Source organism: Marinoscillum sp. (genome assembly GCF_965229915.1).
Classification (GTDB): Bacteria; Bacteroidota; Bacteroidia; order Cytophagales; family Cyclobacteriaceae; genus Marinoscillum.
The window spans coordinates 4,296,556-4,318,453 of record NZ_CBDDJZ010000001.1 but is presented as its reverse complement, the minus strand read 5'-3'; the positions used below and the strand labels follow the sequence as shown (position 1 = coordinate 4,318,453).

The 21,898-nt window shown below is 43.6% G+C and carries 13 protein-coding genes; 3 read left to right on the top strand and 10 right to left on the bottom strand.

What is annotated here, in order from left to right:
- The first annotated feature begins 69 nt into the window (after positions 1–69).
- Positions 70–666: a hypothetical protein gene (locus ACO067_RS18355; protein ID WP_421876743.1), complete on the top strand. Its 597-nt coding sequence runs from the start codon at positions 70–72 to the stop codon at positions 664–666.
- A gap of 56 nt (positions 667–722) precedes the next feature.
- On the opposite strand, the gene ACO067_RS18350 is transcribed toward ACO067_RS18355, so the two are convergent.
- From ACO067_RS18350 to ACO067_RS18335, 4 genes are read right to left on the bottom strand one after another with little or no spacing between them, the layout of a single operon-like run.
- A complete protein-coding gene (locus ACO067_RS18350) occupies positions 723–1,688 on the bottom strand; it encodes a pectinesterase family protein (protein ID WP_421876741.1) in 966 nt (321 codons plus the stop codon).
- Positions 1,685–2,476 (bottom strand): rhamnogalacturonan acetylesterase, encoded by a 792-nt coding sequence (locus ACO067_RS18345; RefSeq protein ID WP_421876739.1) that lies wholly within the window; start codon positions 2,474–2,476, stop codon positions 1,685–1,687. Before ACO067_RS18345 ends, ACO067_RS18350 begins: the two co-directional genes overlap by 4 nt.
- Positions 2,476–3,222: a rhamnogalacturonan acetylesterase gene (locus ACO067_RS18340; protein ID WP_421876737.1), complete on the bottom strand. Its 747-nt coding sequence runs from the start codon at positions 3,220–3,222 to the stop codon at positions 2,476–2,478. The genes ACO067_RS18345 and ACO067_RS18340 overlap by 1 nt, the downstream gene beginning before the upstream one ends.
- 1 nt (position 3,223) lies before the next feature.
- Positions 3,224–4,885, bottom strand: a complete 1,662-nt coding sequence (locus ACO067_RS18335) for a glycoside hydrolase family 28 protein (protein WP_421876735.1) — start codon at positions 4,883–4,885, stop codon at positions 3,224–3,226.
- Between the two features lie 388 nt (positions 4,886–5,273).
- Between ACO067_RS18335 and ACO067_RS18330 the strand changes: the two genes are divergently transcribed.
- Positions 5,274–5,627 (top strand): hypothetical protein, encoded by a 354-nt coding sequence (locus tag ACO067_RS18330; RefSeq protein ID WP_421876732.1) that lies wholly within the window; start codon positions 5,274–5,276, stop codon positions 5,625–5,627.
- Positions 5,628–5,837: 210 nt separating this feature from the next.
- Here ACO067_RS18330 and ACO067_RS18325 read toward each other — a convergent pair whose 3' ends face one another.
- Positions 5,838–8,960, bottom strand: coding sequence for a VPS10 domain-containing protein (locus tag ACO067_RS18325; protein ID WP_421876730.1), 3,123 nt, complete (start codon positions 8,958–8,960; stop codon positions 5,838–5,840).
- 326 nt (positions 8,961–9,286) lie between these two features.
- Between ACO067_RS18325 and ACO067_RS18320 the strand changes: the two genes are divergently transcribed.
- Positions 9,287–10,804, top strand: coding sequence for a hypothetical protein (locus ACO067_RS18320; RefSeq protein WP_421876728.1), 1,518 nt, complete (start codon positions 9,287–9,289; stop codon positions 10,802–10,804).
- 105 nt (positions 10,805–10,909) lie between these two features.
- On the opposite strand, the gene ACO067_RS18315 is transcribed toward ACO067_RS18320, so the two are convergent.
- From ACO067_RS18315 to ACO067_RS18295, 5 genes are all read right to left on the bottom strand, one after another.
- Positions 10,910–13,801 carry an Ig-like domain-containing protein gene (locus tag ACO067_RS18315; protein WP_421876726.1) on the bottom strand — a complete coding sequence of 964 codons (2,892 nt, stop codon included), beginning with the start codon at positions 13,799–13,801 and terminating at the stop codon, positions 10,910–10,912.
- Between the two features lie 387 nt (positions 13,802–14,188).
- Positions 14,189–15,781, bottom strand: coding sequence for a glycoside hydrolase family 31 protein (locus ACO067_RS18310; RefSeq protein WP_421876724.1), 1,593 nt, complete (start codon positions 15,779–15,781; stop codon positions 14,189–14,191).
- A gap of 10 nt (positions 15,782–15,791) precedes the next feature.
- A complete protein-coding gene (locus ACO067_RS18305; protein ID WP_421876722.1) occupies positions 15,792–17,306 on the bottom strand; it encodes a DUF4832 domain-containing protein in 1,515 nt (504 codons plus the stop codon).
- Between the two features lie 124 nt (positions 17,307–17,430).
- Positions 17,431–18,891, bottom strand: coding sequence for a RagB/SusD family nutrient uptake outer membrane protein (locus ACO067_RS18300; RefSeq protein WP_421876720.1), 1,461 nt, complete (start codon positions 18,889–18,891; stop codon positions 17,431–17,433).
- 4 nt (positions 18,892–18,895) lie between these two features.
- Entirely contained in the window at positions 18,896–21,829 is a 2,934-nt protein-coding gene (locus ACO067_RS18295) for a SusC/RagA family TonB-linked outer membrane protein (RefSeq protein WP_421876718.1), read from the bottom strand.
- Positions 21,830–21,898: the final 69 nt, after the last annotated feature.

Sequence of the window (21,898 nt, the reverse complement as noted above, 5' to 3'; positions counted from 1 at the left end):
TTTTTCGTTACCTAGACTTATTAAGAAATCTAGTAAATTCCCAATTTAGACGATAATGCTTAACTATTCATGACCAAGGTTTCATCTAGACCTAATCCATTTCTGTCCATTTGGACTAAACCGAGATGGACTTTTGATCACTTTTTTCAAGCAAGAAATGGTGATAGTTTATATGGTTGGCCTTTCTTGATATATGGAATTTACACGGCAATTGCGATCGGCAAGGATGTGGCACTTTTATTTGACAGAGACCCTTCCCCTGTAACAAGGCTAGGCGCTACTATATTCATTACCCTCTTCAATACTGGTGTTTTTTTACTAGTACTTGGAAAAATATATCCATGGATCATTCAAAAAATTGGGAAACTTTGGGAAGGAAAAGCATCAATTAATCAATTAGGCACGGTCCATGCCATGGCAATTATTCCTTATACACTCGAATTGGTATACCAATTAATATTGATTGCTTTAGACCTTGAAGGCTCGGAAAATCCTTATCATGCCTTATTATCATATATTATATGGATTCTCAACATACGCATAATTATCATTGGAATTTCCAAAGCGCAAAAGTTCAGTTATGGATTAGCACTACTGAATGCAGTATTAGCATACTTACCAGTCTTTTTATTGCAAATCTGGTTAAGCTCGATAAAAAATCTATGAAAACACCCCGCTCTCTCAAGCAGGGTGTCTGGAAATATGAAATGGGGTTTCTTCAATTACTCTGCTGGGTCCCAGTCTCCAAAAATCTTTTCTAGCGTGTACTCCTTAGCTTCTTCATCAGTGAGCTGATGGCTCCAACTCACTCGCTCTGTGGGAGTATAACTAGCTCCAGCATTATTATACTCCGCATAAAAAGCGGTCTTCTCTTTTTCTTCTGAGTTCCAGTTGTGCCAACCTTCCGGCTGGATCAGATTTCCTAAATCACAATTCATAAAAACGGTTTTGGCATAAGGTCTCCAGGGCCTTCCCAGGTACATGCTGTGAGCCTCTGCCGTTCCGGTGATTTGACAATTCTTAAACACAAATCCATAGTCGGTTCCTTCCTCGGTAGACGCTGCAGTAATGTATGCAGATCGCTTGCAGAAGATCTCACACCCTTCAAAAACAGCAGTAGACCACCCAAATATAAAGTCCACCGTTCCTTCGATGTAGCAGTTTTTATAATACTGCCTGCTCCCTTTTCCGTGGGGATAAAGCGTATCCTGAAAGCCCAAAAACCGGCAATTCGTAAACTTCACCCGATCACCATCTACTCTCATAGCCACGGCCTGTCCAACCGGGCCTGAACTGTTCTCGAACGTAATGTTTTCTGCTTCAAAACCATCTCCATCTACGAAAAATGATGAAGATCCGGACGTTCCTATTTCTTCTCCGAATGTATTGAGCTTGCTCGCATAGTCATCATAAGTCAGGATGGTGCTCTCCACATCCTCACCAATGAAGCTGATGTTTGTTTTGGTAGACGCTAAAGACAACTTCTCCTTGTACACGCCCGGTTTGATTAAGATATAGGTGCGCTTTTTCCGCAAATGAGGTACAGCATCGATGGCCGACTGAACGGTAGTAAAATCACCCGTTCCATCAGCAGCCACCACAAAATCATATGCTCGTGGTATTGATCCTTCCTGAGCAATACACGAAGTTGTAACCAACAAGAAAACTAAAAGTAATGCCCATCTCATTTATTCAATGTTTTCAAGTCTTCAAAAACCAGTCTAGCCACAGCTCTGGCACCTTCAGGTTGGAAATGGGTATTGTCACTCAGACCATTCGGATAGGCTTCATAGACACCCGAGTCCAGATTCATAAAGTAGTTTTTGGTGACATAATCTCTACCAACATTTGAAAAATGATCCATAGATAACTGATTAAGGTCAACCAAATTGACTCCCAGCTCCTCCGCTACAGCTTTAGCAGCGTCGGGATAATCACCGTGTACATTTTCCAAATATCCATCTACCCAGGGGTAGTTACGTGCCACAGGAGTCAATATGATAGGTGTAGCACCCTTATCTCTGGTTTGGATCACATACAGCCTCAAAAACTCCTGATAGCCCTCTACATCCACATAGCGTTCCGTTTTGCTTTCCGCAGCATCGTTATGACCAAACTGCATGATCACCACATCTCCAGGTTTCAGCACATTGTAAACGGATCGCCACCGACCTTCCTGAAAAAAGGTACGTGTACTTCTCCCTCCTCTGGCGTGATCATCCACTCGTACTGAATCTGCTTCAAATAAAAGTGTAAACTGAGTCAAATCGGCTGTATCAAAGCTTGACTGAAAAACCTGTCCCCATCCGGTGATCGGATAGCGGGTTTTCAGGTAGTCTTTGCCTGGTTCATAATTGTCCGAATAGTCAGCCATGGTAGAATCTCCAATTAGGTAGATAGCGACCACTTCATTAACTTCTTGACGACACCCGAATAAAGCCAGGATAAAGAATAAATGAATGATTAATCGATTCATCAGCGAGTACCTTTTACAACATATAGATTCAAACCCAGCTCCAGTTCCTCGATTCCATCCAGCACCAACTGTGCCATTTTCCGTGCTCCCAGTTCATTAAAATGGGTGTTATCTTCCTTGCCATTCGGGTAATTGGGATGTTCGCCAGTAGCCAAGTGGTGATACAACAGGACTGACTTTTCTTCCCCAAATTGATTAACCAAACCCATTGACTTTTTAGTCATATCAATTAATGGCACATTTAAGTCGACAGCAACATCTCTTACCAGCCGTGCATACTGTTCGTGTGTATCTACCAATACACCATTCTCAAAAGACCTTCTGGTCACTGGTGTCAATAGGACTGGATTAGCTCCGACTGCTCTTGTCTCCTTAACATATTGCATCAGATTGTCTTGAAACTCGTCTGGTGTGGTATATCGCCCAACCTTACTAGGCACCTCATCATTATGCCCAAACTGAATGAATACCCAATCACCGGCTTTCAACGTTCCTTTTATCCGGTCCCATCGACCTTCTTCTTTAAATGATTTCGTACTCCGTCCATTCACCGCATGATTCTCCACACGGATAGAATCATTAAAGAAAGTGATGAATGGCACTCCCCAACCCATTTCAGGAAATGCATCATCACTCTTGATGGCACAAGTGGAGTCTCCTATCAAGTAAATTACAGGAGTATCCTCCGGGACGCTATTCCAGGAAATCACGAGTAGTAATAAACACAAAATGGCCGCTAATCGCATGCTATTTGAATTTGACAGCTTTCTTAGAAACGTTTTCCGAAACCACCACCTGATCCTTGTTCATGCCTGATAGTTGAACATTTTCACTTTTGGCGCCCATAACTCTGGCAGGTTGTTCGCCTGACTCACTCGCTCCAGAAAATTGATTCAGTTTAATGTTTTTCCCATTGTAAATAGTCAATGGATATCCCTTAGCAACATTTACGGTCACATGATCGAAAGTCACCCCATCAGCGTCAAATAAGCTAATCCCTTTCTTGGCGCCTAAAGTCGAATTGGTGATGTTGATGTTTTTCAGATTCATCTCCGGCAGACCTTGAAAATACCCTGCCGTTTCACATCCCACAGCGCGAATGTTCGTCATGTAGATGTCCTTGAAGGAAGGTGTTTCCTCGGTCACTGGTACTGCTTCCTCATCTACCACGGCAGCTTCCTGATCGTCCTCCAGAACTGGTGACTGCCCCCCATAAAACAAATTGAAGCGAATAGGCTCTGTGGGAATATTGATCATGTCGATATCTGAGATGTAGATATTCTCAACCACTCCACCTCTACCTCTAGTACTTTTAAAGCGCAATCCGGTATCCGTACCCATGAAAGTGCACTTAGAGACGTGAATGTTTTTCACTCCGCCTGACATTTCGCTCCCTACCACAAACCCACCATGCCCGTGATAAACAATGTTGTTCTTAATGATCACATTTTCTGTGGGCATCCCCCGTTTACGTCCGTCCTCGTTCTTGCCTGACTTGATACATATAGCATCATCTCCCACATCAAAGGTGTTGTTGTAGATAAGCGCATTCTTACAAGATTCCAGATCCAGACCATCTCCGTTTTGTGAGTACCAGGGATTGCGAACATTGATGTTTCGAATGGTCACATTTTCACACATCAGCGGATGTATGTTCCATGCTGGAGAGTTCTGAAAGGTTGGTCCATCCAGGAGCACATTTTTAGAGTTGACGATGCTGATCATGACCGGACGCAGAAAATCCTTGAATTCCTCAAAATCTGCCTTGGAAGTGGTTTTCGGCACATTGAAGAAACCTGATGTGGCTTCTGCACCTTTGCGGTAGCTCTCTGATGGGTACCATTTACTGCCATCTTCACTCAACAGACCACCACTTTTCACTAGTTGCTTCCATTGACTTTCAGACATTTTACTCTTTTTCACACCTCTCCAGGCATCACCATTCCCATCGATTGTTCCACTTCCGGTAATGGCGACATTTTCCAGGTTATTGCCATTGATCGGAGAAATACAGCGATAGGTATCCAGCCCTTCAAAACTGGTACTAACCAGAGGGTAATCATCCTTATCTGCAGTGAAAAGCAGCAGTGCTCCATCGGACAGCATGAGATTGATATTACTTTTCAGAGTTATTGGTCCAGTCATCCAAATCCCTCGTGGCACCACTACTGTACCACCACCTTTGCTGACCACATCCGCTATGGCATCCGCTATTGCTCTAGTGTTTTTCGTCTTCCCATCAGCAATGGCACCAAAATCAGCAATACTAACCTGATAATCAGGAAAAGTTGGGATAACCACTTCGGGCATGTCAAACTCCACCCCAGCATATAGAGACTGTTCATCTTCCTGAGCAACGCATGCTGAAAATGTAAGAACGATCAACGAGAGAGCAAGTATCTTTTTCATATGTGCAATCGATTGTACAATTTACTCGAAGATGGTATATCTAACTTGCATTTCCAAATAGAAATTGAGAAATCGGTAAAAATGCATAGACTGTAGGCTTGTGAATTGCACAAATCATATTTCAAAGAGACCTAAAACTAATTCTCTCTAAGCTGCTCTCTAGTGAAAAATGAAAAGACTCCCAAAACAGCGCATTTTGGAAGGTATTTATATTTCATTGCCTTTCTCCTATTTTAAATTCAAAGCACTCACCTCCGTTCTCCAAAGTATCTGGTTGTAACTGTTCGTCCGATCCATCAGGAATAAATTTCACCTCGTTAGGACCATTTCTGTCCTGATTAGATTATATTAATTACGTTATCTTTTACTTTATTAATCTGGTCTAGTTATGAAAAAATCACTCATGATCATATTGATCGGTTTGTTTGGATTGTCCATGCCTATGAAGTCGCTTGCGGCTAATCAATGGGTAACTGTAGAATTGAACAATGCTACTTTCTTAATTAAAGGAAATGCCAAATATCTAGAGGCGTTCGAACAGGCTTATGAGCAATCCGAAGAAACTGCCATTAACTTCCTGTTGGACAGCAAGTGGTCCTTTGGCCGAAAATGCAGCATCACCGATGTACAATCTGACGGCTCCAGATTTACTGCTCGAGGAGCTGGTGTAAGGATGATCACCAAATTTTGGTTGGAGTGGAGAGAACAGGTAGGCCAGGAAGCGGTTGATAATCTTAAGTAACATTGACTGAAGCGTCATTTAGTCCTCTCGACTCCAAGCTCACTGAATTTTCATTGACCTCATTATTTGCACTATGAGGTTTTTTATTATGCTGACATCAGCAACCCTTTCACAGCATACTCGGTAAAATTCATCCATTCGCAGACGTATACAATAAGCCACCCGAAATGATGCATTTCAGGGGGCTTATTGAGTACACATTCGTATTAGTTATTTAACATTCAAAGCACCTACACCTGCATCCCACAGCTTTTGGTTATAGGCCGGCAACTTGGTTTGGAGGAGTTCATCAGCTTTCGTTTTCAATTCATCCCATTGAGCATCTAGCTCTTGCTTTCGGTCCCTGTTGGGCTGATTAACGCGAGGAATACTACTGTTGGTTTGATTGATCAGGAATAAATACTCCGCAGTGAACTTATTGGGGAAGTTCTCCACGTCATCATACGCCTTGGATTTGCGCTGAACCATTTCCTTGTCCCAGGCATCAAGAGCATCCACCAGCTGATTTCCTTCTTCTTTCAACTGACCTTTTTCCAGTTTTGTCACGGCCTCCCTCAGTTGACCATTAATCTTAAACAGTCGATTCGTTAAATCATGCATTTCTGTGAGTTTGTTCTCCATTTCTGTCATGAACTGATCGTATTCAGCAAACTGCTCCTTACTGATCTCGAGAAGTGGATTTGGAAGTATCGTTGCCTGGGTTGTGTAGCTATCTTTACCCACAGTCAATTTGAGTTGATAAGTTCCTGGACCAACCTGGTGTCCCCGGTAGCTCGCCTCTATGTAGGCCGTAGGAATTCCAGGCATGGTTGAGTGATTCATGTCCCACACAAACCGATTGAGCCCTTGCTTTTTTGGAAGAACAGGATCAGCTGATGGACCACCGGCATATCGCTGGAAAGATTCATCAGACTTGGATGAAAGCGTTCTAATGACCTTTCCTTTTGCATCTGAGATTCCTAATTGTATATGTACACTATCAGATAGCTCAGGCAACTCGTAGTAGATAACCACACCGTTTGCAGGGTTGACCCCTGCTGATTCCATAGTTCCATCAAAATCATCGGCGTTTCCACTAAGAGGGCTTCCCCAACTTCCAAAATAAGTCGACTCTGGCTGGAACAGTTTAGTTCCCTTAGCCATATCGTATTGCTGTAACGCTTTTAAGTCATCCAAAATCCAAAATGCGCGTCCAGAAGTAGCAACAATCAAGTCTCCCTGATGCACTTTTAAATCCAGTATTGGAGTCACCGGCAAGTTCAACTGGAACGGCTCCCAGGTCTGTCCACCGTTCCAGGAGATGTACATACCAAGCTCAGTCCCCGCGTAGAGCAGATCCTTTCGATCTGCATCTTCTCTCACCACACGGGTAAAAGCTCCATAAGGAATACCTGAGCTGATGTTGGTCCAGGTTTTGCCGTAGTTAGTGGTTTTGTAAATCGCAGGGGTCTTATCATCAAACTTGTATCGGGTGGTAGCGATGTACGCAGTAGCCGGATCGTGCGGAGACACTTCAATGGCATTGATCAGGCATTCCTGCAGTCCTTTTGGGGTCACATTGTTCCAGTTCTCCCCTCCATCTCGTGTAACATGCACTAATCCATCGTCGCTTCCCGTATAGAATACTCCTTTTTCATGTGGAGATTCGATCATGTAAGCAATTGTGCCATAGTTTTCTGCTCCCACCGCTTCATTGGTGTAGGGACCTCCTCCATTGCCTTGCTTTTCGTCGATGTTTCTGGTCAGGTCTGGTGAGATCTCCTCCCAGGTCACTCCCATATCTCTAGTGCGCAGTACCAGCTGTGCACAATGGTAGAAAGTTCCAGGTTCATGCTTAGACCATATTATTGGAGCATTCCAATTATACAGGTACTTCATATCGCGGGCCTCACGACCCAAATATTGAATAGGTGCTGGCATGATACTGGTGCTTGCCTTAGCGTCCATGTCCAGTACTTCGATCGTCCCCAGGTAACTACCTCCCATGACATACTTAGGATCATCAGGATCGAAAGCGAGAAAGGCACTCTCACCACCTGCAGCATAGGTCCAATCCTGCTCAGAGATGCTCCATCGACCGAGAGACAGACTAGCAATTTTGACAGAGGTATTGTCTTGCTGACCTCCGTAGATATTGTATGGAAACAGGTTATCTGTATTGATCCGGTAAAACTGCCCTGTAGGCATGATGCCCTGAGAAGTCCAACTTTCTCCCTGATCAAATGAGATAGCAGCACCGCCATCATTGGCGATGACCATGTTTTTAGAGTTGTTGGGATTGATCCAAAGGTCATGGTAATCCCCGTGTGTACCGGTAATTCGCTCCCAGGTTTTTCCTCCATCGATGGATCGGAGAGCCGGGGCACTTAATACGTAGACTGTGTGTTCATCCTTTGGATCTGCAAAAACTTCGGTGTAGTACCACGCTCGCTGAGTGAGCCGATTGTCATCACTTACTCTTTTCCAACTTTCTCCGGCATTGTTCGAGACAAACAAACCTCCGAGATCCTTTTCCGAATCACTTTCTATCAACGCATAGACCTTGTCAGAATTAGCACGGCTGACAACTATCGCCATTTTTCCCAATTCGTCTGGAAGCCCCTCTTCTATTTTCACCCAGGTTTCACCTCCATCAGTACTTTTATACAGTCCGCTGCCTTCTCCTCCACTAATCACTTTCCATGGTTTCCGCTGATGGTGCCACATCGCTGCGTACATGACTTCAGGATAATTCATGTCCATACTCAGCTCTACACAGCCCGTCCAGTCATTGACATACAGAACTTTTCTCCACGTTTGGCCACCGTCAGTAGATTTATAAATCCCACGATCTGTCGTAGCCCCATGAGCTGCCCCTTGTGCTGCTACAAAGACAATATCCGGATTGGTCGGGTGAATTTCAATTCGAGAAATCTGCTGAGTCTTATCCAGACCAACTTTCTTCCATGATTTGCCTGCATCGGTAGATTTATAAACCCCATCACCATAGGAAGTCATCACTCCCCGAATGGCATGTTCGCCCATTCCACAGTAAACGATATTCGGATTGGATTCAGACACTGCCACTGCTCCAACTGAACCCGTTTTAAAAAAGCCATCGGAAATATTTTCCCAATGAGCTCCAGCATCATCTGTCTTCCAGAGGCCGCCTCCAGTGGTTCCCATATAATAGGTCAGGGGATCACCCACCACTCCAGAAGCTGTAACTGACCGACCGCCACGGAAGGGCCCGACATTTCGGTATTTGAGAGGTTGAAAGTAGTCTTCAGCAGTTTGTGCAAATACCGAACTGACAAGAAAACAATAAAAGCATAGTAAAATCGATCGCTTCATAGAAGTTGGTTTAGGTATCAACTTCGCTAAAGTTAATTGGGTAAAGCCTTAAATGGAAGTGGTCCTTTGTAAACCGACCATTAGATCATATGGATGGCAATTCACTTGGTTGTTTAGATGACTAGTACTCTCCGGATTGCTAACTCCAGGCCCCTATGCTCTTCCAAACCTCTTTGTAGACCTATTGCTGTGTATCCCGGGTTGGTTAAAACAAACCATAGGATTCCGCTGGTAAAAGGATATAAAATCCCTTGACTACATAATATGAAAGTATAAGAAACTTTATTAACTTTCGTTTAATTTTTATTTATCATAAAATCACAGGAATGAGATTGATTTTACTTTTACTAATCATCGTTACATTGGTGATTGAGTCCAAAGCACAGGATTATCAAACAATTGAATTGGATAGCGAGATCACTATGGTTCAACCAATGACCGGGATTGTCTTTTGGCCAGGTAATAGTAGAATAGAAACGGACGCTATCTCACTCGAATTCTCCTACATGCTATATAATGACATTGTTTCTGAAAAAGGGGTTTATGATTGGACACCTGTAGAAGAATTACTAGATGAAATGGCTTCAAGGAATCACCAGGCGGTATTGCGCTTTCGGTTCAGCTATCCAGGCCGTGAAACGTCAGTACCAGACTACATCAAAGCCCTGGACGACTACCACGAAACAGAAGGAGAGTCAGAAGGAAGAGAGACGTGGTTTCCGGATTGGACACACCCTGAGTTAAAACGGTTTACACTGGAGTTTTATGAAAAGTATGCGGAAAAGTACGACAATGATAAGCGTCTTGCTTTTGTGCAAACGGGGTTTGGCCTATGGGCAGAGTATCACATATATGACGGACCTTTTGTTTTGGGAGAGACCTTTCCGAGTAAGGATTTTCAAGCTGGGTTTTTCCAGCATCTAGACACCATATTCACCAACACCCACTGGAGTATATCCATAGATGCCGCCAGTGATACTTACTCCCCATTCCAAGCACAACCCGAATTGAAAGAAATAGGTTTTGGCTTATTTGATGACTCTTTCATGCATCGAAACCATAGCGGCTACAACACTTCCAACTGGAACTTTTTCGATAGGGAGAGATATAAGTGGGCGCCAGCAGGCGGTGAGTTTAGCTATTACACCGACTATGACCAACAAAATGTCCTCAACGAACACGTTGGTGCACATGGTATCGCTTTTGAAACTTTCGTGGAAAACTTTCACATGTCCTACATCAATGGTAACGACCAACCCCGATATCAATCTATGGACCGGATAAAAGAAGCGAGTATGTATATGGGCTACCGATTCAAGATTAACTCTTTCCAGTCCATGGATGGTAGTTCTATCGTAAACATAGAAAACGTAGGAGTTGCTCCAATATACTATGATGCCTATGTCGCAGTAAATGGTGTTCGGGCTGTTGAAAGCCTGATCTACCTGTCGCCCGGCGAAACACTCACATGCGAAATACCTGCCGGGTCTGCAGCACCAGTCCTCACTATAGAAAGCGACCGCATACTAGATAGTCAAACCATTCAATACTATGGCACGATCAACGAACCTTATAGCTACATACCACAAGATGTGGAAGAGAAAGTCCTCTCAATTGGTAAAAATCAAGAAGTAAAAATCATTTACAAAAGCAACAACTTCTCAGTAAGAAGTAAAAACACCTCCCTGCAGTACGTATCATTACATAATCTTTCCGGCCAGCGGCTTTTGATTAGAGATTCATTACCAGAGCAAACGACAAGAGTAGATATTCCTGCTCAGTGGCCAGCTGGGATTTACATCATTAAGACCAACCTGGGAACTACCAAAGTGAGAATAAAGTAAACCTAAGTTCTATACAAATCATTAAAACGGTCTATACATCGCATCTGAAACAACAAAGCCACCAGTCGAATCGACTGGTGGCTTTGTTAATAGTAACCTTACGGGTTATTTCAACCGCACTTTATAGGACTGTTCAAAACCGGAAGCCCTGATGGTAAGCACCATCAACCCCTGGCCTTTAATCTGATCTCTGGAAATATGTGTTACACCTCCTTTAGCCACTTGTGTGAATAACAGCCTTCCGTCCATTGAATGGACCGTGATTTCTGCTAACCCTGAAATCCCCTGCAAATCAACCAACAGTCGTTCTTCTACCGGATTGGGGTAAATCTTCACTTCTGGTTGCATAAGCAATATTTCATCACCAGCGGCTCCCAGTCTTGAACCAGAAGTAGAGAATGAGGAAAAACCAAGAGTAGAAACTACTGACCAGCTACTGTTAATATCTGTAAAGCCAACCGTAATGGTACTGCTCAAACTCCCCAACAGTGATTTTGCTACCCTGACCTCTCGGACTGTAGAGCCCGACATGTAGTGGGTCGCACTCCCGACATTGGACCAGCTCCATGTAGAGCCATCACCAGTGTACTCGGCTACATTGCCATCCTCTATGTAGTAGTCAGCGCCGGAAGAACCGAAATCCCAATGCTGCAAGCCAGAAGAGCTATTGTTGTCGGTATTTAGGTAAACCTGATAGTGAGCTCCTAAACCTGATCCTGACACCCCAAAATACAAGTAAGTGCCATCATCATATGCCTTTAGGCTCAAGGCGGACTGTCCACTGGCATTGTCAATAGCTGAAACAGAAGACCAGTCTGACAGACTTCCATCAATAGTAATGCTAGCTGAAACTGGCAGGGTAAATGACGCAAAACCCAGGGTAGACACCACCGACCAACTGCTATTGATATCAGCATATGCCACATTGATAGAACTGGCAAGACTTCCAAGCAAAGACTTGGCTACCTGCACCTCACATACACTACTGCTTTTGGACGCAGTAGCCGAACCCACCGTACTCCAACTCCAGGAAGTCCCGTCACCTGTATAGGTAGCCACTGTCCCATTTTCGATATACAGGTCAGCCCCGGAAGTACCAAAGCTCCAGTGCTGCAAACCGGTAGAGGGATTGTTGTCTATATCCAAAAGCACTTGATAGTTGGCTCCCAACCCAGATCCTGACACTCCGAAGTACAGGTTAGTGCCATCATCATGAACTTTTAAACTTAGAGCAGACTGACCACTGGCCGTAGCAATGGCTGAAATCGCCGACCAGTCAGACAAACTACCATCTATGGTGATACCTGAGCCCCCACCGGAACCTGTCACGGTGATACTCGCATTATCAGTAAAGCTGCCATCCACAGTAGTAGCAGTGATAGTGGCCGACCCGGCAGTCACGCCTGTCACCAAACCACTGGAGTTTACTGTAGCCACCGAAGAGTTACTGGAGCTCCAGGTAACATTCTGATTAGATGCGTTGGTCGGTGCTACAGTGGCCGAGAGCTGCTGAGTACCACTCACAGCTATAGAAGCACTGGCTGGTGACACACTCACACCGGTCACAGATACGCCGCCTGTTCCACTCTCATCCACCCCAATATCGATTCGTGAGTTTTGGATACGGGCATGACCATCTAGATCCTCCTCACTACCTGTAAGTGTGTAGCTAGGATCACCCGCATTGATGGCAGGAGAGGAAGACTGCAAATGAAAATCTGGCGAAGTGGGAGAAGCACTTACCAGCAAGGGATCTGTGTAAGATGAAGTATTGTCACTTACCTGGCCCTTCCAGGTTGAAAAATTGATAGTAGCCCAGTTATTGACCTCCTGAGCAGTCAGCGGAGAGCCTACAGGGTTGTAAAAGATGTTGTATCCCGAAGTATAAGTACCAACCCCTGGGCCTTCGGAAACCATCTGCTGCCACAGTCCACTGACGATATTATTGTACAACTCGATGTTCGAACAATTTTGCAACACCAATTCACTACCCCATTGGCTCGAGGTAGAATTTTTCAAAAATGTATTCCCTGAGAGTAGACAATCTACCACTTCTCCCTGTTCACCATCATCATCACCTCCGGTACCGATCATCACAGCCGCCCTTGCATTATTGTAAGCAATGTTGTTGAGCAGTTTTATGTTAGAGGTGGTTCCACCAGTCACATTGCCCTGATTTTCACAACCAAGCGTGTAGCCATACAGGCTGTTGTATACGATATTGTTCTCTATCACAATATCCTTACCCCCATCCACATAGATACCGCCATTGTCAGTATAGTTACAGATGGCATTGTAGACCAAATTACTCCTTATTGCACCATTCCTGGCCTGTGCAGCATTGGGCCAGCTACCCAGACCGTAGGCATCTATGGCGATATTGGTTACATGGTGCACCGTATTATTCTCAACGACGAAACCATCCACATTGGCTTTGATAGTAATCGATTCATTCCAGCCGGTCATGCAGTAAGAAACCGTGTTTCCTGCCACGGTAATGTCGGTAAGTGCTGTTGACGCATTGTCTCCGGACACCATCAACGGGTTGACACCCACAATCTGCTGTGGCTCATCACCAGCATCCCATGAACCTGAATGATAAGCTATGTCCGTTATGTTATTGTTCAGGATATCAATGTCATTACCTGCACCATGGACATATATACCCGTAGACCACTCCACCTTTCGGGTATTCTTAATCGTAAAGTTGGATACTGTGATATTGGAAGAGTTGACTATCTCAATCACATCCACTGTGGTGCCATTACCCTGTATAATCACCTCTCCATCCCCAGCACTAGTCAAAACAAGATTGGATTTGCTGTCAATTTTCGGGTTTTGGTTGTAAGTACCTGCATGGACAATCACCTGATCACCTGATGATGCCCCATTAATGGCAGACTGTATCGACTGCCCAGAGTAAACATGATGATCCGCTGCTTGGGCAGCAAAAACCCATGTCACTAATAGTAGAATAAGTAAAAATGGTTTTCTCATTTCTGGAAAGTTTATGGTTAATAAAAAAGATACTCATGAGATTCTGAAGAGGGTGGAAAACAAATCTTATGAAACTTATATTTAAACTTAATTAACCTTACGTAAGTATAATCTTACAAATACTAGTATATAATAAAGTTATTATATTTCGTTTTATTTCCAAATTAAATACGTACTTTTTACGTTTATATAAACCAATAGTTTATATTACTGTATAACAGACACTTAATATTCGGAATAGACGAATTTGAAAAATGCTGGTGTGCTCATTTAACTTACGTTTTGTTTCTTTTAACCTAAAACGAACATGGCGCCTATAGCTCTAAAAAAGTAAGGGCCACCAACTTAGCGTTGGTAGCCCTCCGTATAAACGAAACAAAAATCTTATTACTTCTTCTCAAATACCGGCAGGTCATCCAGAGTCACTGGGATGGTCACGGATTTACCCCCTTTGTACGTCTTGCCTTTGTATTCCCACTTTCCATTAGGCAGTAGCACATCTCGGTCAGAAGTTTTGCTGGCCAAAACCGGCGCTACCAAAATATCGCTGCCTAGCATAAACTGGTCTTTTACCGTTTCGTATCCCTGACCAGGAAACTCGTAATCCATTAGCCTGACCACTGGCTCTCCAGTTTTGGTAGCTTCATCAACAAGGCCCAGTATTACATCCAGATATTGCTCTCGAAACTTCACCGCCTTCATTACTGCTGCCTGATGTGTCTCATCCAGTACTCGCCATGGAGCCACAGAAAATTGCATCATTGGCATCAACGCATGGAGTTGCGCAGACCTTACAATCAACTCTTGATCTACATTTTCCAAATTGATAAATGAACCGTAATCTCCACCACCAATCATATCAGGACAATTAAAAGGATAACCCATTATGCCCTGCAGTCCTATCTGGGGGATCAGCATTTGCAAATCATTCCAGTTGTGGCCTTTATCATGTAGGCGCTCTGCCAATGGCTGACCACCCATTTTCCATGTAGCTCTATACTCATTTAATGGGTATTTCAAACCAAACTTTTGAAATGCGTAGGTATGATCAGTGGGTGTGGCAGTAGGATCAAATGAAGCCATCTGGTCATTGTAGAAATAAGTATCACCGGCATCAAACTTGAAACCGTCCACTCCTACCGAATCAACAAGCCTCTGTAGTTGACTATCAAACCAGGCTACAGCACCCGGATTGGTAAAGTCCAGCACACCACTCACTCCATTCCACCAGCGAACCATATATGGATCGCCTGAGCTCTTTTCTTTTATTAGGTATTCTTTCTTTTCCAACTCCCGATATACGTCACAGTCTGGACTGATGAAGGGACAAATCCACATCATTACTTTGAAACCCATGCTGTGAAGAGAGTCAACCATTTTCACAGGGTTATCAAAACGTCCGGGATGAAAGGTCCATTTCCCGTAATCTTCCTGCCAGTTGTCATCGATCATCAACACTCCTGGCTTGAATCCATTTGCTATTATACCATTAGCGTAGGTTAAAATATCCTGTTCATTTTGATTGTAAATCAGCTCTATCCAGGTATTGTACTGAGGTGCTGTAAAAAGCAGCTCATCAGGCTTACTACCAGATGGTGGAAAGAATTTTGCTGATGCATACAAGAACGCAGAACGCAAGGTTTTGCCAGGTGACTCCAAAACGATATCACCACCAAATGACTCAACATTCACTCCCTGCTCACCAATTTTGAAGGCCAACGGACTCTCCGACCATATCAGTCTACCCTTACTTGATAGCAATAGCGGCTGCACCTGATTCCCTTTATTTTCAACATATTGGTTAAACGAGTAGGCATCCTGAAATGGCATTAGGTGCCCATCACGTACTACACCACCCCACCAATATTCTCCTTCCAAAACAGGCACGAATAATTCCTGGGTTACTTGCTGTGCAGTAATCTCAAAACATAGTGCGAACATGCCCATTAAGAGCAGAATCGTATTTTTTAGTAATTTCATTTCTTACTTATTATTCAACCGTAACTTGAAAATCCAGATTATTCCAACCTGACTCTTCCTCCCACATATCTTCATTGGCCAATCGAATGGCATACTCCGGTCTATCTTCAATGGATTCGTGACCATCCGGCAGTGATAGGTAGAGATTATAAACACCAGCAGGCACATTGGACAAATCAAAAGAATCCTCCAGGCTCACGCTTTCAAGCCAAAACCTTACATCTGTATTAAATTCAAATTTAAAAGACTCTTCAGTATCCTGATTGAATAGAATAAGAACAACAGGTCTATCACTCATAGGAGCGGCATAACCTACGTTTCTGATAAACAAACTCAGATCCATACTCCCTCCAACAGCTACTTTCTCTTCCAGATAAGCACTATCCAGTACTATGCGGTAACCCAGATTCCTTTTAATGGCCTCCATACATCCTCCTTCGACCCAATCATTGTTCACATCATTATTGTAATCTGCATTTAGATAGGTATAATGCAAATATCTGAGATCCTCGTCTGCCATACCCGCCGGAGCACAATCATTCTGAGGGCTATACCCATCCGAACAGGTCTCTCCACCTACGATCACATATTTACTATCCTCAGCAAAATAACTCTTAAGATTAGGCACGTCAGTTCTTCTAGGGCTGGAAGAGTTCCCATAGTCTTCATAGGTGCCAAAATCCGCCGCACTGGCAAACAAGCAATCGTTATGAAAAGCGATTCGTGATTTGTCAGAACCATCAAAAGCTTCGGATTTGGTAAGAGCTGCCACATTAGTAGCTGCATCAATGCCGTAAACCGCTCGCTGTTTCATCTGTGGATATCTTACCTGTATTTGCAGTTCCTCAGGAGTGGCATCAAGGAGCGCTTTCAACACGTCTATCCGGTCTTGCCAATTTTCATCAAGTAGTTTTCCTTGATCAGCGTTAGGCGAAGCATCTCCAAAATAGTCGGTGTAGTAGTTTTCACCCCACGTACCAATAAAACCCATCTGAACGGTGAAGAGTACGTCTACATTTGCTGATAATACTGGTCCTACCTGACTTATGTGATTCAGAACTATCTCCTTAGGTGCATCTCCATAAGGCGGACAGATAAACCCTTCTGGACAATCACCATCATTGGCGCTAGTTGTATAGGTAAATCTGGGAATAAGTTTTACTCCAGCCTCTCTTGCTACATCAAAATCTTTCTGCATGTTGGCAAGAAAAGCATCATCAAGCGGACCGTCTACAAAGTCATCAAGAATGTAGTAGCGAAATATAAGCGAATTATAGGTTCTGTAATCCGCCCCCGAACTACCCGTTTCTCCCCTATACCGCTGAAGTGTGAACAACGACAGGTCATTGTAATTACTGGCTCTGGTGTCAGTATAGCGATAAAAACCCCGTTCTGGATTAACAAAGTCCTCACTTGATTCCACATAGGTTTTCAATGTGTAGTCTAAAGAAGGTGGACTTACATCTGATCCTGTCTTACAGGAAACAAGCATTACCATTGGCAGTAAAGAAAGCAATAATCTCATTTTGAACATAAAGTTTAGTTTCTGTGAGGCAACGTATCCAGAAGCCTCAGTTATAATACAAGAATTGCCAGTCAAACTGGCAATTCTTTGATATATAGAAGTATGAAGAAGTATCAGTTATAGTTTATGGATTCTGTCTAACCAAGCTATTGATTGTTAATTCCTGAAGTGGAATGTAGAAGATCCAGCGATCGTCATCATAAGGGATGCTTACTCTGGTATCACCATTCTCCTGGTGAATCCCCTCGTAATTCCGCACCAAATCTCTTTGATTACGAACTAGATCAAAACCTCTATGACCTTCATAAGCCAGCTCTAGTCTGCGTTCTTCTAACACCACATCAAGCACTGTCTTACCTCCCAAATCGGTTTCATCATAAAGAGCAGCTCCACTGAGCCCGGCCCTCACTCTGATATCGTTCACGTCGGCAATTGCAGCTGCATCATTGCTCAAATGAGCATTGGCTTCAGCTCTATTCAGCACCACCTCTGAATATCTCAGGTACTGTGGGGAACAAAGGTTGACCACTCCATCCTGACCACTAAACTTGATAATGTAGTGGATGGGGTATCCATTTTTGGTGCCGCCAGGAGAAACGATCAAATCATTTCTAATGTCTTCAGGATGCGTCTCAATGAGGTCTCTGAAAGTCTGAGAGGCAAAAACCTCTCCCCATCCATTGTTGTTGCCATCATCGTAGTACATGGAACCAATTGATCCATTTTTACCTCTGTGATCCTGTAGTGTCCATTTGATTACAAAAATTGACTCTGCTGAAGATGGCGTATTGGCAAAATTATCCAGGTACTCGGAGTTGGTAGCCAAGCGGATACCAGAAGCTTCCACTTTGTCTGCGTATTCAATTACCTTCTCGTAATTTTCCATATACAAGTACACTCTACAAAGCAATGCCTGAGCGGCAAGTTTAGAAGCATACTCCACTCCTCTATCATTGTCTTCTGTCATTAACGCTTCCGCTTTGAGCAAATCGGCAACCACCTGATCATAGCTCTCCCCAACCGTAGCTCTCGCCTCCAGAGTTGGTTCGCTGGCAGTAGTGCGAAGCACTATTCCCGGGTTATCTCTACCTTGATTGTATGATTTGGCAAAAAACCGAAGGAGATCAAATGAAGCCATTGCTCGTAAGAAGTAATTTTCTCCAATCAACTGATCTGTCCTTCCATCTACACCCTCTTCAGCATTGTTGATGATGAGGTTGGTACCCAATATCATTCGATATGCAATGAACCAAAAATAGGCGCTATTCAGCTGACCCGGCACATGCTCACGTGTAAACACGAGATAGAGAGGATCAGATGAAAACTGCGTGTACATGACATTATCTGCCGCAAATTCAGACATCTGATATAAATGTCGAGTATAGTCATTGTTGCTATTAGGGCCAGCACCACCAAAAGCCAATACGTCTTTCAGTAAAGCATAATTTCCATTGGTTGCAGTTTCTATACCTCCATCTTCTGCTAGCAGGTTGTCAATGGTGGACTTATTCTCCGGCTGTATTTCCAGGTCACATGACGTGGTTATCAACAGCGAGGCTATGGTTAATATTTTCAGAAATTTCATAGAATTAGAAATTTAAGTTTAATCCAAGTACAATTTGTTTACTAATCGGGTATTTCAAATAAGACATCCCCGGCAATGAATAGTCCTGCACCTGAAGTCCTATGTCAGGATCCATTCCTGAGAAATTAGTAAGCGTAATTAAGTTATCGGCACTGACAGAAACGGTAGCAGCTTTCATTCCAGACCACTTAAGCAGCCTAACTGGCAGGTTATAGGATAGATTCACATTTCTCAACCTCAAAAAGTCTCCATCTTCAATATATCTAGATGAGGTGAAATGCGCACCGTTATTACCTCCACGCTCTAAGCCAGGGTGTGTCGCCTGGTCGCCTGGAGCTTCCCATCTACTCCATCCATCTTGTAGCTGCATCAGATTGATTCCTATATTGGCTCCATCTGAGTCAACAAACTCTCTTGTGTAGTGATAAATGCTATTCCCAGTTTGGTAAGTGATAAGGAAGGACAAATTAAACCCTTTGTAGCCAAGTGATGCATTAAACCCACCATTCATCTTTGGCAGTGCTGACGCTATTGGCTGGAAAGTTGCTTGATTGTAATTGCTAGTAACTGATCTGCCTGTTTCATTTCCATCAACATCGTAATTAATTACCTCCCACTGTGGTGTACCGTCATCTGGGTTCACACCTCGCCATTTTGGCATGTACCACGTAAATGCAGGTGACCCGACGATATTTATTTGTTGAATATTTCCGGCAATAAGGGGTTGCTCATCAGAGGTTGAACTTATTCTTGTTACTTCATTTTGATTGACCGCCACATTAAAACTAGCATTTACCTGCAAGTCACCTACTGAACCAGAATATCCCAATACAGCTTCAATTCCACGATTGTACATATCTCCGGTATTCTCCCACTTACGCTCGTATCCAGAAGAAAAAGCCTGCGGATTATAGAACAACATATTCTCCACCGACTTATGGTAAACATCAATGTTGGTGAATACACCATTTGACATGACAAAGTCAATACCAATATTGGCCATTCGTGTTGTTTCCCAGGACAACTCATTGTTTTCTGGATTGTCCGGCTCACCACCTGGGTTGCCATTATACTGTCTGGTGATATTGTAAGTAGGCAAGGACAAAAACGGCTGTATATTGCTATTACCCACCAATCCGTAACTAGCACGGAGCTTAAGCTGATCGATCAACGGACTTGACATTACGTCTTCTTCAGAAATCAACCAGGCAATACTACCACCTGGGAAGTAACCCACACGAGTATCTTTTGCAAATACAGAGCTAGCATCTGCTCTCCAGTATCCTGTCAAGAAGTATTTGCCATCATAACCATAAGAAACCTCTGAGATATAAGAGTATCCTGAAGTTTCGATTCTATTTCCTCCCCAGTCCAGCGCATTACTACCACCATCTGGTACACTAATGTTCTGTGATGAAAGATTACTTACTGAAAGATACAGGTTATTTGTAGTGCTGTATCCTCCTTCATGCGCCACAAACGCACTGAAATCGTGCTTTCCAAACGCCTTGGAGAACCTCAAAAAATGGGTAGATAACACTCCCCAACCTTCATTTTGAGTAGTATTGACAATACCATTCATAGCTATCCCCTGATCGGTGTTAGGCGCGTAATACTCCTTGTATTTGGATCTGTAGGTGTTTAACCGGGTTCTTGTCTCAATACTCAACCAGTCAGTGAGCTCATAACTTGCTCTCACGCTCCAGGTCAGGTCGTTTCCAGTGGAGCCCAAAGTATTGTATTTGGTAGAATGCAGGAAGTTTCTTTTGAACTGCCCTATCCATCCATTGGCTGAATTGGTGACGTATTGAGGTCCACTTGTCACCTCCACACCGTCTTCCATATGAGTAGGCTGATCCCACGGAACATTCCAAAACACGTCTTCAAACCAGCTGTAGTGATTTCCCCGATCACTGGTCAATTGCCCGTTCACATCGGTTACCACTCGAAAACGGTCAGTGATATCCATTTTCAAATATCCTCTTAGATTAAGACGCTGATAGTTGGTGTTGATGAACGTCCCTTCCTCATCATAATAATCCACATTGAATCCATAATTAGCACCTCGCATTCCGATGCTGTGGTTTTGCAGCATGGCTCGCTGAAAGCCAGCGTCCATCCAGTCAAAATCCTGATCCAAAAGATCCTCGGGTCTGTTATTCAAAAAGCTGATGACATTATCTTCACCCCACATTTGCTCTTGCGCATCATATAGCTGAGCGGAGTTCATCATTTGAAAATTACCAGTGACTGCTTCCTTAAATCCTACCCTGCTATTCACTGTGAATGTAGGTTCCGCTGAGGATGAACCCGCTTTTGTAGTGACAATGATCACCCCAGCCGCTCCTGCGGACCCGTATAAACCAATAGCAGCCGCATCTTTTAGAACAGTAATGTTTTCCACATCGGAGGGCACGTAATTTCCTCCGATCATTCCATCTACCACTATTAAAGGAGGTCTGTCAATATTGATAGAAGTAACCCCTCGTATACGAATATCTGCAGGAACACCTGGTTGTCCACTTGGGCTTGAAACTGTTAACCCAGGAACCTTCCCTTGAAGCATCGTTTCAATATTTGGAGCGGTTACGTTTTGAAGTTCCTTAGCATCCAGAGACACTACTGATGCTCCTAGTTCTTTCTGTGATTTCGAGGTATACCCAAGTACAACCACTTCGGATAGAGATTGTATATCTAGTGGAAGGCTGACATTTAGCTGAGTCTGACTGCCTACTGTCACTTCAGTACTTTGAAAGCCAACGAAAGAAAACATTAGCACATCACCTTCACTTGCTGCAATCCTAAAATCGCCATCAAGGTCGGTAATCACACCAGTTGTGGTGCCTTTTATCAGCACGGTCACTCCTGGTAAAGGTTCGTTATCTTCCTCAGACACTACATGCCCGGTAATAGTCTGCTGTGCAAATATCTTGCTCACAGTTAAGAGCAAGATTAAGGATGCACTGAGTATGAGTTTTGTAAAATCCTTAAGCAGCATAAAGTAAAT

Excerpts from the sequence above, each read along its gene's own strand:
- ACO067_RS18355 (WP_421876743.1), top strand. The coding sequence starts at position 70 with ATGACCAAGGTTTCATCTAGACCTAATCCATTTCTGTCCATTTGGACT.
- ACO067_RS18350 (WP_421876741.1), bottom strand. The coding sequence starts at position 1,688 with ATGAGATGGGCATTACTTTTAGTTTTCTTGTTGGTTACAACTTCGTGT.
- ACO067_RS18345 (WP_421876739.1), bottom strand. The coding sequence starts at position 2,476 with ATGAATCGATTAATCATTCATTTATTCTTTATCCTGGCTTTATTCGGG.
- ACO067_RS18340 (WP_421876737.1), bottom strand. The coding sequence starts at position 3,222 with ATGCGATTAGCGGCCATTTTGTGTTTATTACTACTCGTGATTTCCTGG.
- ACO067_RS18335 (WP_421876735.1), bottom strand. The coding sequence starts at position 4,885 with ATGAAAAAGATACTTGCTCTCTCGTTGATCGTTCTTACATTTTCAGCA.
- ACO067_RS18330 (WP_421876732.1), top strand. The coding sequence starts at position 5,274 with ATGAAAAAATCACTCATGATCATATTGATCGGTTTGTTTGGATTGTCC.
- ACO067_RS18325 (WP_421876730.1), bottom strand. The coding sequence starts at position 8,960 with ATGAAGCGATCGATTTTACTATGCTTTTATTGTTTTCTTGTCAGTTCG.
- ACO067_RS18320 (WP_421876728.1), top strand. The coding sequence starts at position 9,287 with ATGAGATTGATTTTACTTTTACTAATCATCGTTACATTGGTGATTGAG.
- ACO067_RS18315 (WP_421876726.1), bottom strand. The coding sequence starts at position 13,801 with ATGAGAAAACCATTTTTACTTATTCTACTATTAGTGACATGGGTTTTT.
- ACO067_RS18310 (WP_421876724.1), bottom strand. The coding sequence starts at position 15,781 with ATGAAATTACTAAAAAATACGATTCTGCTCTTAATGGGCATGTTCGCA.
- ACO067_RS18305 (WP_421876722.1), bottom strand. The coding sequence starts at position 17,306 with ATGAGATTATTGCTTTCTTTACTGCCAATGGTAATGCTTGTTTCCTGT.
- ACO067_RS18300 (WP_421876720.1), bottom strand. The coding sequence starts at position 18,891 with ATGAAATTTCTGAAAATATTAACCATAGCCTCGCTGTTGATAACCACG.